The sequence below is a fragment of the Bradyrhizobium iriomotense genome (assembly GCF_018129405.1).
GTDB classification, from domain to species: domain Bacteria; phylum Pseudomonadota; class Alphaproteobacteria; order Rhizobiales; family Xanthobacteraceae; genus Bradyrhizobium; species Bradyrhizobium iriomotense_B.
The window spans coordinates 1-15,381 of sequence record NZ_JAFCLP010000035.1; the positions used below are offsets into that span (position 1 = coordinate 1).

A 15,381-nucleotide genomic window follows, 5' to 3' on the forward strand; every position below is an offset into this window, starting at 1 on the left:
GCCAAGCTCGCCGGCGGCGTCCACCGCCTCGACGGTCAGCTCATGGTCGTGCTCGACGTCGATCGCGTCCTCGAGCTCGAAACCAAAGTGCAAATGGCAGCGTAAGCCAACGAAAACATCGAAGCCGGAGAACCAAAATGAAAACGTGTTTGGTGGTCGATGATTCCAGCGTCGTACGCAAGATCGCACGCCGGATCCTGGAAGGCCTGGAATTCGAGGTCACCGAGGCCGAGGACGGCTCGAAGGCGCTCGAGATCTGCCAGCGGCAGCTACCCGATGCGGTGCTGCTCGACTGGAACATGCCGGTCATGGACGGCTTCGAGTTCATGGGCCACATGCGCCGCCTGCCCGGCGGCGACCAGCCCAAGGTGGTGTTCTGCACCACCGAGAACAACGTGGCTCATATCGCTCAGGCGCTCAGCGGCGGCGCCAACGAGTACATCATGAAGCCCTTCGACAAAGACATCATCGCCGACAAGTTCGCTGAAGTTGGTTTGATCCCGGTCGGACAAGCCATGGTCTGAGTGTGTCTGGCCTTTAGTGTTTGGGCCAGAGTGTTCCAGTACAGCTTTCTGAGAGGCCATCCGTGACCCCGACCGAGTACGAGTATCTGCGTAAGTTTCTGAAGGATAATTCCGGTCTCGACCTGTCCGCAGACAAGCAATATCTGATCGAAAGTCGCCTGCTGCCGCTCGCCCGCAAGGCCGGGCTCTCCGGCATCGCCGAGCTCGTGCAGAAGCTGCAAGCCGGCTCGCGCACGCTGATCACCGACGTGGTCGAAGCCATGACCACCAACGAGACCTTCTTCTTCCGCGACAAGGTTCCGTTCGATCATTTCCGCGACCACATCATGCCGGAGATCATCAAGGCGCGCGCCGGCAGGCGCAGCGTGCGGATCTGGTGCGCCGCCGGCTCGACCGGGCAGGAGCCCTATTCGCTGGCGATGTGCCTGAAGGAGATGGGCGCGGCCCTCACCGGCTGGCGCGTCGAGATCATCGCGACCGACCTGTCGCAGGAAGTGCTGGAGAAGGCCAAGGCCGGCGTCTACAGCCAGTTCGAGGTGCAGCGTGGCCTGCCGATCCAGATGCTGGTGAAGCATTTCAAGCAGACTGGCGAGACCTGGCAGATCAATCCCGAATTGCGGGCGATGATCCAGCACCGGCAGCTCAACCTGCTGCACGATTTCTCCCAGCTCGGTACGTTCGACGTGATCTTCTGCCGCAACGTGCTGATCTATTTCGACCAGGACACCAAGATCAACATCTTCAACCGCCTGGCGCGCCAGATCGAGCCCGACGGCTTCCTGGTGCTTGGCGCGGCGGAAACCGTGGTCGGATTGACCGATACGTTCAGGCCGCTTCCCGACCGGCGCGGCCTCTACAAGCCGAACGACCCGCGTGCCGCGGTTGCCAGGCCGGCTCTCGCCGGCGCGGCGCCGCGCATGGCGGTGATGGCAGGACGATAGGCATGGCCGAGGATGGCAAGGGCGCCGAACGCGTGACGTTCAGCCGCGGTTATGATGTCTGCATCATGGCCATCGACGGCACCTGGCGCCGCGACTGCAAGCTCAACGCCATTTCCGACACCGATGCCATCCTGACGGTGGAAGGCTCGATCCAGGGGTTGAACCTGAAGGAGTTCTTCCTGCTGCTGTCGTCGACCGGCCTTGCCTATCGCCGCTGCGAGCTGGTGCGGGTCAACGGCGCCGAAATGGACATCCAGTTCCTGCGCGGCAAGAACCGCAAGAAGCGCGGCGCAGCCGGCGGTCACGACGCGGCAGCCTGACCGGCGCGTGGCCTGCGCTTTCCGCCACGTTGCTTTATATTTGCTGAAACATCCGAATGAATTTGCCGCAGCGGCTTTACGTCGCCTAAGCGCGCGCCGTGTATCCATTGCCTGTCTCAATCTCAGGATCCGGCAATGCCCAGAAGTTCCCTCTCCCCCGTCACCTCGAACCTGCCCGACGCCGCCGAGCGGCGTGCGCTCCAGCTCCTGGTGGTCGATGACGACGCCACGCAGCGCAGCCTGATCACCGTCGCGGCCAAGCAGGCCGGCCACGAGGTCACCGTGGCGCCGTCGGTGGCGGAGGCGATCGAAAAGCTCCGCGGCGCGCGCTTCGACTGCGTGACGCTGGATCTCGTGCTGGAGGATGGCGACGGCATCGACGTGCTGCGCGAGATGGCCGAGGCGAAGTTCGCCGGCGCGGTGATCGTCATCAGCGGCATGGACGGCAAGCGCCGCAGCGCCGCCCGCAGCTTCGCCCGTTCGGTCGGGATCGAGCTCCAGAGCCTGCCGAAGCCGCTCGATCTCGCAGCCCTGCGCATCAGCCTTGCCAATCTCGGCAAGACCGCGATGGGCCTGCCGGCGATTCACACCTGGGGTGGTGTCGCGACCGACGCGATCGTGGAGCGGCACCGCGCCTAGATCGCGGAACTGTCCAATGCCGACAGCTCTTGCAGGGCGTGGTCGAGCTCCGCCCGGCAGGCGTTGAGGGCGGCGCTCGCCGTGGCAAAACGGGGCGTAACGTCGTCGAGCACGAAAATCTCGTTGGAACCCGCGCTGGCGCTGTCGTCCTCCGGCTCCATGTTCTCCGGCTCCATGTCTTCCGGGATCATGTCTTCCGGGGTCATGGCCGCGTCGATCAGACGCATACTGAGGTCGATGCGCGCGATCAGAGAGCGAAGTTCGGCTGCGATCAACTGACGGCTGTCGGCGTCAGCCATCGCGGCGAGCGGGGGTGTGCCTGCGTAATTTAGCATGGATATTCTCCGTCCCCCGCAATAAGGCACCCTGCCGCTACTTGTGCGTTAAGTCCATGTCCCGTACAAATACGGGTGGGCCGAATCCGCGCCGAACGCCATAACGGGAGGCGCGGACGCGAGTCCTTCATGCCAACTGGATGTGGCACATGGCCGAACAAAGCTCTCGCGGTGAAATCTTCGTGGTCGACGACGACCCTGCCGTTCGCGACACCTTGTCGATGGTGTTGAAGGCGGCGGGCTATGAGGTGATCTGTTTCGCGGACGGTGCAGCGCTGCTCTCCGTTGCGCGAAACCGCACACCGGCTGCGATCCTCCTCGATGTGCACATTCCCGGAAAGTCGGGTCTCGACATTCTGAGGGAGTTGCACGGCGAGGATTATCCGGCGCCGATCTTCATGATCTCCGGGCAGGGCGACATCGCGATGGCGGTGAGCGCCATCAAGAACGGTGCACTCGACTTCATCGAGAAGCCGTTCCGCGGCAGCGAGATCGTCGGCCGCCTCGACGAAGCGATCGGCGCCTATGCGCGCAGGCAGGCGGAGAACGCGTCGCCGAAATTCGGCTCGCTGCATTTCCCCGGCCGCGAGCCGTTGACGCGCAGGGAGCGCGAGGTGCTCGAGCAGTTCGCCTCCGGTGCGTCCAACAAGGAAGCCGGCCGCACCCTCGGCATCAGCCCGCGCACCATCGAGGACCACCGCGCCAACATCATGAAGAAGCTCGGTGCGCGCAATGCCGCCGACCTGATCCGGATCGTGATGACCGCGGCCCAGCGCGCGTCGTAGCTTTTACGCGAGATGTCGTAGCCCGGGTGAGCGAAGCGACACCCGGGAACGCCGGCGCAGAGTCCCGGATGTCGCTTCGCTCATCCGGGCTACGGGGGGTCACCCGTTGAGCGCCTTGCGGATGATCCGCGCCAGATCCGACTTGCGATAGGGCTTTGCCAGCAGCAGAACGCCGGAATCCAGCCGGCCGTGATGGATGATCGCGTTCTCGGTATAGCCTGACGTGTAGACCACCTTGAGATCGGGGCGCGTCTTCATCAGCTCGTCGGCGAGCTGCCGCCCGTTCATCTTGCCGGGCATGATGACGTCGGTGAACAGCAGGTCGAACGGCTTTCCGGCGGCGACGATCGCGAGCGCCTCCGCGGCGTTGGCGGCCTGCAGAGTGACGTAACCCAGCGCATGCAGTTGCGCCAGCACGTAGTCGCGCACCAGGCGGTCGTCCTCGACCACCAGGATCGTCTCGTGTCCGCCCTCGATCGTCGCAGGCGTCACGCCGTCGCCGACCGCTGTCGCGGTCTTGCCCGGCGGCAGGTACATCTTGATCGTGGTGCCGTGGCCTTCCTCGCTGTAGATCTTGATGTGTCCGGCGGACTGCTTGATGAAGCCGTAGACCATGGAAAGCCCGAGCCCGGTGCCCTTGCCCGGCCCCTTCGATGTGAAGAAGGGATCGAACACCCGCGCCAGCATGTTGGATGGAATGCCGGTGCCGGTATCGCTCACGGCGATCAGCACGTAGTGGCCGGGCCTGATATCGTTGACGCTGGCATAGACCTCGTCGAGATAGGCGGCGCCCGTCTCCACGATCAGCTTGCCGCCGCCGGGCATGGCATCGCGGGCATTGAGCGCGAGGTTGAGGATCGCCGTGGTCAGCTGGTTGGGGTCGACGATCGCGACGCAGCTCTCGTCCTCGAACACCGATTCGATCTGGATCTGCTCGCCCAGCGTCGGCCGCAGCAGCTTTGCGGTGTCGATGATCAGCGAGTTGATGTCGATCTCGCGCGGCTGCAGCGGCTGCTTGCGCGCAAACGCAAGCAGGTGCTGGGTCAGCTCGGCGCCGCGTCCGGCCGCCTCGTCGATCATCCTGGTGATCGCCGCGAGCTCGGGCTCCTTGGCGACCGCGTCGCCGAGAATTTCGATCGTCCCGGTGATCACGGTGAGGATGTTGTTGAAGTCGTGCGCTACGCCGCCGGTGAGCTGGCCGACGGCCTCCATCTTCTCGGCGTGGCGGATGCGCTCCTCGGACGCGATCTTGTCGGTGAGGTCGCGGTAGAAGACGTTGAACAGGATGCCCTCGCGGCGCTTCAGTGCCGTGACGCTCAGCTCGGCCCTGAATTCCTTGCCGTCGCGGCGGCAGCACATCAGCTCGCGGCGGCGGTTGAGCATCTGGCCGTCCCTGGAATCGAGGAACCGCGCCAGGCCTTCCCTGACCCTCTCACGCTCACCGGGAGCGACGATGAGCTCGATCGAACTGCGGCCCAGCGCCTCGTCGCGGCGCCAGCCGAACAGCTCTTCGGCCCGCGAGCTCCAGTTCAGGATGATGCTGCGCTCGTCGGTCTGGACGAAGGCGTCGAGCGCGGTCTCGACGATATTGCGTGCGAGCTGCTCGCTCTCGCGCAGGGATTCTTCCGCGAGCCTCGCCTCGGTCTTGTCGCGGCCGACGAAGAAGAAGCGCTTGGCCTGGTCGGACCAGTTGCCGAGCCAGGACAGCCAGACCTCGCGCCCATCCTTGTGGATGCAGCGGGTGTCGGCGAGCTTCGGGTGCTCGCCGCGCCTGAGCGCGCGCATCTCCTCGCGGGATCGCTCGAGATGCGCGGGATGGATGTAATCCGCGCCGCTGCGGCCGATCATCTCGTCGGGCCGGTAGCCGAGAATGGCCTCGCAGCTCGGGCTGATCTGCACGACCTGGCCCCGCGCGTTCATGATCATGATCAGGTCCTGCGAGGCGTCAAAAAGCTGTCGCCGTTCCTCGAGCTGCTGTTGCAGCGCCCGCTCGGTCCGCCGCGCGTCGGTGAGCCGGCGCGCCGAGCCGGAGGCGCCGATGATCTCGCCCGTGGCGCCCCTGATCGGCGAAAGGCTGAGCGAGATTTCGACCGGCGTGCCGTCCCTGCGCTGCCGTACGGTCTCGAAGCGTTCGATCGGCTCGCCCCGGGCTATCCGTCGCAGATAGTCCTTGCCTTGCTCGCGGCGGTCGGGCGGCACGATGATCGCCGTGGATTGGCCGATCGCCTCGCTCGCCGCATAGCCATAGAGAAGTTCGGCGGCGGGATTCCAACCCGTGATGACGGCATCGAGCGATTGCATGACGATCGCATCGTCGGATGACTCGACCGCTGCGCTGAACAATTGCTCGCGCGCCGCATGATGGCTTCGTGCCGCCTCGGTGCGGCGATGCTCCCGGATCTCGCGTTCGAGCGCGGCCGTCTTCGCCTGCGTCTCCTCGACCATCCGGGCAAAGGCCCGCGCCAGCACGCCGGTCTCCCCGCTCGCATCGACGGGAATGTCTGCGGGCCGCCCGCTGCCGATTGCCTCCACCGCCGCGGTCAGGCGCCCGATCGGACGGGTCAACGAGCGCGCCAGCAGCACCGCGAGCGCGGCCGCGGCGAGCACGGCAAGTATGCCGACGAGAAGGGACGTCTTTTGAATGGCGGCCGGCACGCGACCGAAGACGGACGGGGGAATGGTCACGATGATGGCGACCCATTCCTTGCCCGCGAGCAGCGTCGGCGCGATCGCCGCGCCGCTCGGCCGGCCTGACGCATCGGTTGTGAGCCGCGTGGCGACGTCCGGCGTGCCAGCCAGCGCCGCGAAGAACGGAAAGTCTTTGCGCCAATCGGAGGGATGGCCGCGCAGCGAGCCGAATTCCCGCGTGCGGTCGGGATGGACGAGATAGTCGCCGCGCGAATTCACGACGTATATCTCTCCTCCCGAAGTTGTGGTCGAGCGGACGCGGTCGAGCGCCGGACGCATGTCGATATTGGCAATGACGATCCCGAACGGCCTGCCGTCCGATGTGAACAGCGGCGTCGCCACGCGTAGAGTCGGAATGTGGAGGTCCGTCGTCCCGCCCTGGCGGGTGGCAAGATCGATGGGCGAGACGTAAATCTCGCCGGGTGCCAGCCGTATCGTTTCCTGAAAATAGGTTCGCTCGCTCTTGTGCTCCAGTTCGCTGTCGGGGACGATCCGTACCGTTCCATTCGGGCCGGAGCGATCGACGCGGACCAGCTCGCGCTGATTATCGTCGAGACCGATGATGCGAAACTGCCCATAGCTGGGCTTGGCCTCGATCTCGGCTACGAGCCGCGCCGCGATGCGCTCACGCCAGGTTTGCTCTGAAACGCCGTCGGACGCATCAATGCCTCTGCCGAGGTGAGCGCGGATCAGGCCGTTGATGGCCGCGGCGGAGCGATAGCCGGTCAAATCGCCGCGAGCGCCGGCAACGTAGGATTCGAGATTGGTGGCCAGCAGGCGTGACTGGGCCTCGACCCGCTCCAGGACTCGCGGAATGACCGCTTGTGTGGTGTTGCGATAGCCCAGCCAGCCGACGGCAGCCACCGTCACCGCCACCAGAAGGATCATCGCGATGGCCAGCCGCGTCGCAAGCGTCATGCGGATGTTCGCAGGACTTGCCGGATGGCCGCGCCTGCTCCGGTCCGGTGCAGAGAGGAGGGTCTCGTCATCGGCGGCCGGAGTTGACATCGGATTCTTCCGGCTCGCCAGCCTTCAGACAGCCGTCGACCGCGGCGAGCAGCGCGTCGGGCCGGAACGGCTTCTGAAGGCTCGCCACCGCGCCGAGCTTGGTCGCCATTTTCAGGAAATCCGGTTCCGCATAGGCGTCGGGCGTGATTGAACGCCCGGAAATGACGATGATCGGAATCGCCGGGGTCAGCGCCCGGATGTGGCGCATTGTCTCCAGCCCATCCATGCCCGGCATGAAGATGTCGAGAAACAGCAGGTCGAATGGGCTCGCCTCGAACAGCGCGAGTCCCTTGTGGCCATCGCCGGCGACAGTGACGTGATGGCCGGCCCTTTCGAGAAGCAGCCGGATCGTGATCTGCACGGCCGGGTCGTCATCCACGATCAGGATGTTGGCCACGTCTGAAATCCTCCGGGTCGGATGGGACGTTCCAGCGACCCCAAATCAAGGCAGCAAACGCGAAATTGTTGCGCGGATTCTGTCTGCGCCGCAAGCGCCTCGCGTTTGCTGCGATGGCCCTTTCCTGGCGGCGCCGAGAGGCACTGCCTTTGAATCATCATACGCACTCTTGCGTGCATATGAATTCGAACTGCGGTTCCAAATGCCGTAACCCGTTTCAGCAACGGGAGATATTTTTCTCGCCGTAGTTGTACGGGACGGGAGCCTTCATTATGGATTAAAGGCCGTGGACTACAATCTCCGATAGTTTCCGTATCCGTATTTCGCGCATTTCATTTCTGCCTTCTGGCATCCGACGAACCCGGCCCCCAACCCGGCCATCAGCACGAGACCCCTCATGTTCAAATCGATCGCGAACACCGGAATTCGCACCCGGCTGCTCGGCGGCTTTGCGTTGATCTGCGGCCTGCTCGCGGCGACCGTGATCTACACCGTTGCCGCCGTCTCGGACATTTCGTCGCGGATCAGGGCGGTCGTGGACCAGCGTGCGCCGGTCGCGATTGCGAGCACGGAGCTCGTCGGCAATCTCTATTCCACGCTTTCGACGTTGCGCGGCTATCTGCTGACGGGCGATGCGCAGGGCAAGCGCGACCGGGCCGCCGTCTGGGCCGAGCTGGACCGCACGGCCGCCGCAGTCGACCGCATGGCGGAGGGCTTTTCCAGTCCACAGAACAAGACCAATTGGAGCGAAGCCAGGGCGCTGATGGCGGAATTCCGCCAGGCCCAGGACAAGGCCGAGCTCGCCGCCTTCACCCCGTCGGCCTATCCGGCGAGCGAACTTCTGGCGAAAGAGGCCGCGCCGCTGATCGCGACCATGTTCGCCGAGATCACCGCGATGATCGACGAGGAGGAGGCGCTGGAGGCGACGCCGCAGCGCAAGCGCCTGCTCAAGACCTTTGCCGATGTGCGCGGCAATCTTGCCGCCGCGGGATCGCAATTGCGCCTGTACGTGGCCTCGGGCGAGGCTGCCGATCGTGACAAGTTCGAAAAGCCGCTGGCGACCTTCAGGGCCGCGCTCGCATCGGTCGGCACCCAGGCGGATCTGCTCACCGAACGGCAGGCGACCGCATACCGGGCCATCGTCAAGGCGAACGAGGCCTTCACCCCGCTGCCGCAGAAGATCTTCGCGATCCGCCAGACGCCGCAATGGAATATGCCGGTCTTCATCCTGTCCACCGAGGCCGCGCCGCGCGCCGCCCGCATCCTCGATCTGCTCGATGGTCGCAAGGACGCCGACGGCAAGCGCTCCGGCGGTCTCAAGAGCGACCAGCAGTCGAAGCTCGCCGACGACGCCCGCAGCGTCGCCGACGCGGTCGAGCGATTGCTGCTGCTGCAATGGATCCTGCTCGCCGCGGGGCTTGCGCTCGCCATAGTGATTGCGATCCTGGTTGCGCGCTCCATCACCCGTCCAATCGTCGAGCTGGTGGGTGATTCCGCGCGCCTGTCCGGCGGCGACACCAGTGTCGAATTCAGGACGGCCGAGCGCGGCGACGAGATCGGCGTGGTGTCGCAGGCGGTGGCCAAATTCCGCGACAACGTGATCGCCCAGCAGCAGGCGGCGGCGTCTCTCGCGCGCGAGGCGGAGGCGCGCGAAGCCGCCAACCGCAACATGGAGGACGCGGTCGAGGAATTTCGCGCGACCTCGCACGACCTGCTCGCGCTGGTCGGCGAGAACGCGGGCACCATGCGGCAGACCGCGGAGAGCCTCGGTGGCATCGCCAATCATGCGACGAGCCAGGCCGCGTCCGCAGCGACCGCCTCCGAACAGACCGCCGTCAACGTCCAGACCGTCGCCGCCGCAGCCGAGCAGCTCGCGAGCTCCATCGTCGAGATCGGCCGGCAGATCGAACTGTCCAACAAGACCGTGCGCTCGGCGGGCGAGGTGACCGCGCGCTCGGAGAGCGAGATCGAGGGTCTCGCGCAAGCCGCGCAGAGCATCAGCTCGGTGGTCGATCTGATCCAGGCGATCGCGGCCCAGACCAACCTGCTGGCGCTCAACGCCACCATCGAGGCCGCGCGCGCCGGCGAGGCCGGTCGCGGCTTTGCCGTGGTCGCGTCCGAGGTCAAGGCGCTGGCCGGCCAGACCCGCAATGCGACGCAGGAGATCGCCCAGCACGTTGCCGCGATCCAGAACTCGACGGGCAGCGCGGTCGCTTCCGTCAAGGAAGTCGCAACCGCCATGCGCCGGATCGACGAGGTGACCGCGGCGATCGCCAGCGCCGTCGAAGAGCAGGGCGCGGCGACGCGGGAGATCTCGCAGAACGTCCAGATGGCGGCGTCGGGAACGCAGACACTGGCAAGCAGCATCGGCACCGTCTCCGGCGCCATCGCGGAAACCAACCGCTCGGCCGACGACGTGATGGGGGCCGCGAACCACGTCTCGGGGGCGGCCGAACGCCTCGCCACCGAGGTCCAGGCCTTCTTCGTCAGGCTGCGCACCGGTCCGATGGAACGGCGCAGCGGCCGCGACGCCGCCTAGTTCAATCGGTCAGATACTCCGGGTGGAGGCTCCGGATCTTGTCGAGCTCGCTCAGCGTGCCCGACAGATGCTTGCGCAGATGCTGTTGTGCGGCATCCGCGTCTGCGGCCTCGATCGCGCGCGTGATCAGCCTGTGGTGGCGCACGATGTTCTGGGCCTTGCCGGGTGAGGGCAGATGCAGCCGGCGCAGCCGGTCGATATGTCCGCTGCGGCTGCGCACCAGCGCCCAAAGCTCCTCCTTGCCGGCGGCCGCGTAAAGCTGGGCGTGGAAGTCGTTGTCGGCGGCCATGAAGGCCTCGAACTCGCCGGCTTTGGCGAATTGCTGCTGGAGGGCGATGGCGTGGTCGAGGCGGATGATCAGGGCCTCGTCATGCTTCTCCGCGAGCAGCCGGACGATCTCCAGCTCCAGCGCCTGGCGCAGGAAATGCGCCTGCTGGGCGCGGCCGATGTCGATCCGGCTGACCACGGTCGCGTGCTGCGGAAATACGTCGACCAGACCTTCTTCCTCGAGCCGCATCAGGGCATCGCGCACCGGCGTCGAGCTGATTCCGAACTGGGCGGCGAGCTCGGCGCGCGACAGTGGCGCGCCGGGCGGCAGTTCCAGCGCGATGATCGCATTGCGCAGCCGCTCGAACACCTGCGGCGCGGCTTGGCGGGCGCGGTCGAGCCGGGCGGGTCGTGACGCCGCGCGCGGCGCGGTATGGGCTGCTTCCATATGTCGGATCTCGCGGGCTTGCCTTTGATGCACTAATATATTAGTGCATCACTGGGGTCAACGCAGCACGACGCGCACCCGGAGGAAACACACAACAATGATCAAGCATCTTCGCAAGCGGCTTGCGGCCGCCGCCGTGATCGCCGCCGCACTCTTCGCGCCCCCGACGCAGGCCCAGCAGAAATCCGAGATCGCGCTATCGCGCCAGCCCGGCATTTTCTACATGCCGAGCCACATCATGGAGAAGCAGAAGCTGATCGAGAAGCACGCGGCAGCTCTCGGCGTTCCCGGCGTCGCTACCAAATGGATCACCTTCTCCGGCGGCGGCGCACAGACCGACGCGCTGCTCGCAGGCGGCGTCGACATCCTCAACACCGGCACCGGCAATCTGCTGCTGCTGTGGGACCGCACCCGCGGCGGCGTGAAGGGCATTGTCGCGACCTCGGCGCAGCCGATGACGCTGATCAGCCGCGACGCCAACATCAAGTCGATCAAGGATTTTGGCCCCAGCGACAAGATCGCGGTGCCGACCGTGAAGGTCTCGACCCAGGCGATCGTGCTGCAGATCGCGGCTGCCGAGGCCTTCGGCGCCGACCAATGGTCGAAGCTCGATGCCAACACGGTGCAGCTCGGCCATCCCGATGCCTATGCGGCGCTCGCCAATCCCAAGCACGAGGTGCACAACCACTTCTCGATCCCGCCCTTCACGTTCCTGGAATTGAAGAATGTGCCGGGCGCGCATGTCGTGCTGTCATCGCCCGACGTGATGGGCGGTCCGCTCAGCCAGGCGCAGTTCTTCACCACGACCAAGTTCGCCGACGCCAACCCGAAGATCATCCAGGCCGTGCGCGACGCGACCAAGGAGGCGCAGGACCTGATCCGCAGCGACACGAAGCAGGCGGTCGAGATCTACAAGGAGATCACCGGCGACAAGACCTCGGTGGAAGAGCTGCTCGATCTGCTGAAAGAACCCGGCATGATGGAGTGGAATCTCGAGCCGCAGGGCACGATGAAGTTCGCCGCCCATCTGTTCAAGACCGGCACGCTGAAGAACCAGCCCAAGGCCTGGACGGATTACTATCTCCCCGTCGCGCATGACCTGAAAGGCAACTGATGGCGCTGCTCGACGTCAGCGGCGTGACGCTGCGCTACAAGACCTCCAGCGCCGTCGTCACCGCCACGGAAAGGGTCTCGTTCACCGTCGACAAGTCCGACCGCTTCGTGCTGCTCGGACCGTCCGGCTGCGGCAAGTCGACCTTGCTCAAGGCCGTCGGCGGCTACATGACCCCGAGCGAGGGCCGTATGACGATCAGCGATCGCGAGATCCACGGTCCCGGCGCCGACCGCATGATGATCTTCCAGGAGTTCGACCAGCTCCTGCCCTGGAAGAGCGTGCTCGCCAACGTCATGTTTCCGCTGCTCACCGCGCGAAAACTGTCGCGCAAGGACGCCGAGGCGAAGGCGCGGGCCTATATCGAGAAGGTTGGCCTCACCCGCGTCGTCGATGCCTATCCGCACACGCTGTCCGGCGGCATGAAGCAGCGCGTCGCGATCGCGCGCGGCATGGCGATGGAGCCGGACATTCTGCTGATGGACGAGCCGTTCGCCGCGCTCGACGCGCTGACGCGCCGAACCTGCCAGGACGAATTGCTCCAGCTCTGGAGCGAGACCAAATTCACCGTGCTGTTCGTGACCCACTCGATCGCGGAGGCGATCCGCATCGGCAACCGCATCCTGCTCTTGTCGCCGCATCCCGGCCGCGTCAAGGCCGAGGTGATCGATGTCGACAAGGTTTCGAACGAAGACGGCAGCGCCGGCCGGCTTGAGAAGGAGATCCACGATCTCCTGTTCGCCGGCGAAGCCACCGCGCACTGAAGGAGCCTCTCATGGGCGAAGCGAGAATATTGCTGCGTGACGCGCCGGTCGCCGCGGCCGCAGGTGCGGATGGGGTCGAGCGCAAGCTCAGCGTTGCCGAGCTGCTCTGGAACGACGGTTTTGTCCGCAAGACCGTCATCATCCTGTTCCTCGCCGCGGTCTGGGAAGCCTATGGCGTCGCTCTCGACAATCCGCTGCTGTTTCCGACGCTGCACGATACGGCCGTCACGCTTTACGACCGCGTCAAGGACGGCACCATTCCCATGCGCGCCTGGGCCTCGCTCAAAGTGCTGTTCATGGGCTATTCCGCCGGCATCGTGCTCGCCGCGATCTTCACGATCCTCGCCATCTCCACGCGCATCGGCACCGACTTCCTGGAAACTGTCACGGCGATGTTCAACCCGTTGCCGGCGATCGCGCTGCTGCCGCTCGCGCTGATCTGGTTCGGGCTCGGCAATGGCAGCCTCGTCTTCGTGCTGATCCATTCGGTGCTGTGGCCGGTTGCGCTCAATACCCATTCCGGCTTCAAGAGCGTGTCCAACACGCTGCGCATGGTCGGGCGCAATTACGGCCTGCGCGGCCTGCCTTACGTAGCCAAGATCCTGATCCCCGCGGCCTTCGGCTCGATCCTAACCGGCCTCAAGATCGGCTGGGCCTTTGCCTGGCGCACGCTGATCGCGGCCGAGCTGGTGTTCGGCGTGTCCTCAGGGCAAGGCGGGCTCGGCTGGTTCATCTTCGAGAACCGCAACCTCCTCGACATACCTGCGGTTTTCGCAGGCCTCTTGACGGTGATCATCATCGGGCTCTTTGTCGAGAACCTGATCTTCCGCGCCATCGAGCGGAACACCGTCCAGAAATGGGGCACGCAATCATGACCAAGAAGAAAACGCCCGACCAGCTCCGCAGCGCGCGCTGGTTCGCGCCCGACGATCTCCGCTCGTTCGGCCATCGCTCCCGCACCATGCAGATGGGCTACGCTCCGGAGGAGTGGAAGGACCGGCCGATCATCGCGATCCTCAACACCTGGTCGGACGCGCAGCCCTGCCACATGCACTTCAAGTCGCGCGTCGACGACGTCAAGCGCGGCATCCTGATGGCCGGCGGCCTGCCGCTGGAATTGCCGGCGCTGTCGCTGTCGGAATCGCTGCTCAAGCCGACCACCATGCTCTATCGCAACCTGCTGGCGATGGACGCGGAGGAGCTGCTCCGCAGCCATCCCGTCGACGGTGTGGTGCTGATGGGCGGCTGCGACAAGACCACGCCCGCGCTGCTCTTGGGCGCCACCTCCATGAACATCCCGGCGATCTATCTGCCGGCAGGCCCCATGCTGCGCGGCAACTGGAAGGGCAAGACGCTCGGCTCCGGTTCCGACGGCTGGAAATATTGGGATGAGCGGCGTGCCGGAAAGATCTCCGACAAGGATTGGCTCGATATCGAAGCCGGTATCGCCCGCAGCTACGGCACGTGCATGACCATGGGCACCGCCTCGACCATGACCGCGATTGCCGAAGCGATCGGCATGACGCTGCCCGGCGCTTCCTCGATTCCCGCCGCCGACGCCAACCACATCCGCATGGCCTCCGAATGCGGCCGCCGCATCGTCGAGATGGTGTGGGAGGATCTGACGCCGAAGACGATCCAGACCCGCAAGGCCTTCGAGAACGCCATTGCGGTCGCGATGGCGATGGGCTGCTCCACGAACGCAATCATCCATCTGATCGCGCAGGCCCGCCGCGCCGGCCAGGACATCGGGCTCGACGATTTCGAGAAGGCCAGCCGCAAGGTGCCTGTGATCGCCAACGTCAGGCCGAGCGGCGATGCGTACCTGATGGAAGACTTCTTCTATGCCGGTGGCCTGCCGGCGCTGATGGGCCAGATCAAGCCGCATCTGCATCTCGACTGCATCACCGTCACGGGCAAGACGCTGGGCGAGAACATCGAGGGCGCCGAGGTCCACAATGCCGACGTGATCCGCTCGGTCGACGATCCCATCTACAAGGAGGGCGCCCTCGCCGTGCTGAAGGGCAATCTCGCGCCCGACGGCTGCGTCATCAAGCCTTCCGCCTGCGCGCCGCGCTTCCTCAAGCATACCGGCCCAGCGCTGGTGTTCGACGACTATCCCTCGATGAAGAAGGCGGTCGACGATCCCAACCTGGATGTCACCGAGGACCACATCCTCATCCTGCGCAACGCGGGACCGCAAGGTGGCCCGGGCATGCCGGAATGGGGCATGCTGCCGATCCCGACCAAGCTCGTGAAGCAGGGTGTGCGCGACATGGTGCGGATTTCCGACGCACGCATGAGCGGCACCAGCTACGGCGCCTGCATCCTGCACGTCTCGCCGGAATCCTACATCGGCGGTCCGCTGGCGTTGGTGCAGAACGGCGACCGCATCACGCTCGATGTCGCCGCGCGCACCATCAATCTCGATGTCCCCGAGGCCGAGCTTGCAAAGCGCCGCGCCGCCTGGAAGCAGCCCGAGCGCCGCTTCGAGCGCGGCTATGGCTGGATGTTCACCAAGCATATCAAGCAGGCCAATGACGGCTGCGACTTCGACTTCCTCGAGACCGATTTCGGCGCGCCGATCGGCGAGCCGTCGATTTACTAACCCCGTC

At 65.3% G+C, this 15,381-nt stretch carries 14 protein-coding genes and 1 pseudogene; 11 read left to right on the forward strand and 4 right to left on the reverse strand.

The window, feature by feature from the left end; genetic code table 11:
- The 5 genes and pseudogenes from JQ592_RS38525 to JQ592_RS36950 form a co-directional block, all read left to right on the forward strand.
- Positions 1–105, forward strand: a pseudogene (locus JQ592_RS38525) (chemotaxis protein CheW); the annotation flags it as partial.
- A gap of 32 nt (positions 106–137) precedes the next feature.
- Entirely contained in the window at positions 138–524 is a 387-nt protein-coding gene (locus JQ592_RS36935; protein ID WP_018321619.1) for a response regulator, read from the forward strand.
- 62 nt (positions 525–586) lie between these two features.
- On the forward strand, positions 587–1,465 hold the full coding sequence (locus JQ592_RS36940) for a CheR family methyltransferase (RefSeq protein ID WP_211407626.1): 879 nt from the start codon (positions 587–589) through the stop codon (positions 1,463–1,465).
- 2 nt (positions 1,466–1,467) lie between these two features.
- Positions 1,468–1,785: a hypothetical protein gene (locus JQ592_RS36945; RefSeq protein WP_011083221.1), complete on the forward strand. Its 318-nt coding sequence runs from the start codon at positions 1,468–1,470 to the stop codon at positions 1,783–1,785.
- A gap of 135 nt (positions 1,786–1,920) precedes the next feature.
- Complete coding sequence (locus tag JQ592_RS36950; protein WP_211407627.1) at positions 1,921–2,424, forward strand: response regulator; 504 nt, start codon at positions 1,921–1,923, stop codon at positions 2,422–2,424.
- Here JQ592_RS36950 and JQ592_RS36955 read toward each other — a convergent pair.
- Positions 2,421–2,759, reverse strand: coding sequence for a hypothetical protein (locus JQ592_RS36955; RefSeq protein WP_211407628.1), 339 nt, complete (start codon positions 2,757–2,759; stop codon positions 2,421–2,423). The two genes, JQ592_RS36950 and JQ592_RS36955, sit on opposite strands and share 4 nt — an antisense overlap.
- 149 nt (positions 2,760–2,908) lie before the next feature.
- On the opposite strand from JQ592_RS36955, the gene JQ592_RS36960 reads away from it, so the two are divergent.
- Positions 2,909–3,544, forward strand: a complete 636-nt coding sequence (locus tag JQ592_RS36960; RefSeq protein ID WP_183248584.1) for a response regulator transcription factor — start codon at positions 2,909–2,911, stop codon at positions 3,542–3,544.
- A gap of 99 nt (positions 3,545–3,643) precedes the next feature.
- On the opposite strand, the gene JQ592_RS36965 is transcribed toward JQ592_RS36960, so the two are convergent.
- The gene (locus JQ592_RS36965; protein WP_211407629.1) at positions 3,644–7,240 is read right to left on the reverse strand and encodes a PAS domain S-box protein; all 3,597 of its coding nucleotides are present in this window, start codon (positions 7,238–7,240) and stop codon (positions 3,644–3,646) included.
- Positions 7,218–7,637, reverse strand: a complete 420-nt coding sequence (locus JQ592_RS36970; RefSeq protein WP_211407630.1) for a response regulator — start codon at positions 7,635–7,637, stop codon at positions 7,218–7,220. The genes JQ592_RS36965 and JQ592_RS36970 overlap by 23 nt, the downstream gene beginning before the upstream one ends.
- 397 nt (positions 7,638–8,034) lie before the next feature.
- On the opposite strand from JQ592_RS36970, the gene JQ592_RS36975 reads away from it, so the two are divergent.
- A complete protein-coding gene (locus JQ592_RS36975) occupies positions 8,035–10,176 on the forward strand; it encodes a methyl-accepting chemotaxis protein (protein ID WP_211407631.1) in 2,142 nt (713 codons plus the stop codon).
- 1 nt (position 10,177) lies between these two features.
- Here JQ592_RS36975 and JQ592_RS36980 read toward each other — a convergent pair whose 3' ends face one another.
- Entirely contained in the window at positions 10,178–10,891 is a 714-nt protein-coding gene (locus JQ592_RS36980; RefSeq protein WP_211407632.1) for a GntR family transcriptional regulator, read from the reverse strand.
- Positions 10,892–10,988: 97 nt separating this feature from the next.
- On the opposite strand from JQ592_RS36980, the gene JQ592_RS36985 reads away from it, so the two are divergent.
- The 4 genes from JQ592_RS36985 to araD are packed head-to-tail and all read left to right on the forward strand — an operon-like array spanning position 10,989 to position 15,374.
- On the forward strand, positions 10,989–12,005 hold the full coding sequence (locus JQ592_RS36985; RefSeq protein WP_211407633.1) for an ABC transporter substrate-binding protein: 1,017 nt from the start codon (positions 10,989–10,991) through the stop codon (positions 12,003–12,005).
- Positions 12,005–12,766, forward strand: a complete 762-nt coding sequence (locus JQ592_RS36990; RefSeq protein ID WP_211407634.1) for an ABC transporter ATP-binding protein — start codon at positions 12,005–12,007, stop codon at positions 12,764–12,766. The genes JQ592_RS36985 and JQ592_RS36990 overlap by 1 nt, the downstream gene beginning before the upstream one ends.
- Positions 12,767–12,777: 11 nt before the next feature.
- Complete coding sequence (locus JQ592_RS36995; protein ID WP_211407635.1) at positions 12,778–13,641, forward strand: ABC transporter permease; 864 nt, start codon at positions 12,778–12,780, stop codon at positions 13,639–13,641.
- Positions 13,638–15,374, forward strand: a complete 1,737-nt coding sequence (araD, locus tag JQ592_RS37000; RefSeq protein WP_211407636.1) for an L-arabinonate dehydratase — start codon at positions 13,638–13,640, stop codon at positions 15,372–15,374. Before JQ592_RS36995 ends, araD begins: the two co-directional genes overlap by 4 nt.
- The last annotated feature ends 7 nt before the right edge of the window (positions 15,375–15,381 follow it).

Excerpts from the sequence above, each read along its gene's own strand:
- JQ592_RS36965 (WP_211407629.1), bottom strand. The coding sequence starts at position 7,240 with ATGTCAACTCCGGCCGCCGATGACGAGACCCTCCTCTCTGCACCGGAC.
- JQ592_RS36975 (WP_211407631.1), top strand. The coding sequence starts at position 8,035 with ATGTTCAAATCGATCGCGAACACCGGAATTCGCACCCGGCTGCTCGGC.
- JQ592_RS36995 (WP_211407635.1), top strand. The coding sequence starts at position 12,778 with ATGGGCGAAGCGAGAATATTGCTGCGTGACGCGCCGGTCGCCGCGGCC.
- JQ592_RS36980 (WP_211407632.1), bottom strand. The coding sequence starts at position 10,891 with ATGGAAGCAGCCCATACCGCGCCGCGCGCGGCGTCACGACCCGCCCGG.
- JQ592_RS36950 (WP_211407627.1), top strand. The coding sequence starts at position 1,921 with ATGCCCAGAAGTTCCCTCTCCCCCGTCACCTCGAACCTGCCCGACGCC.
- JQ592_RS36955 (WP_211407628.1), bottom strand. The coding sequence starts at position 2,759 with ATGCTAAATTACGCAGGCACACCCCCGCTCGCCGCGATGGCTGACGCC.
- JQ592_RS36960 (WP_183248584.1), top strand. The coding sequence starts at position 2,909 with ATGGCCGAACAAAGCTCTCGCGGTGAAATCTTCGTGGTCGACGACGAC.
- JQ592_RS36935 (WP_018321619.1), top strand. The coding sequence starts at position 138 with ATGAAAACGTGTTTGGTGGTCGATGATTCCAGCGTCGTACGCAAGATC.
- JQ592_RS36985 (WP_211407633.1), top strand. The coding sequence starts at position 10,989 with ATGATCAAGCATCTTCGCAAGCGGCTTGCGGCCGCCGCCGTGATCGCC.
- JQ592_RS36990 (WP_211407634.1), top strand. The coding sequence starts at position 12,005 with ATGGCGCTGCTCGACGTCAGCGGCGTGACGCTGCGCTACAAGACCTCC.
- JQ592_RS36945 (WP_011083221.1), top strand. The coding sequence starts at position 1,468 with ATGGCCGAGGATGGCAAGGGCGCCGAACGCGTGACGTTCAGCCGCGGT.
- araD (WP_211407636.1), top strand. The coding sequence starts at position 13,638 with ATGACCAAGAAGAAAACGCCCGACCAGCTCCGCAGCGCGCGCTGGTTC.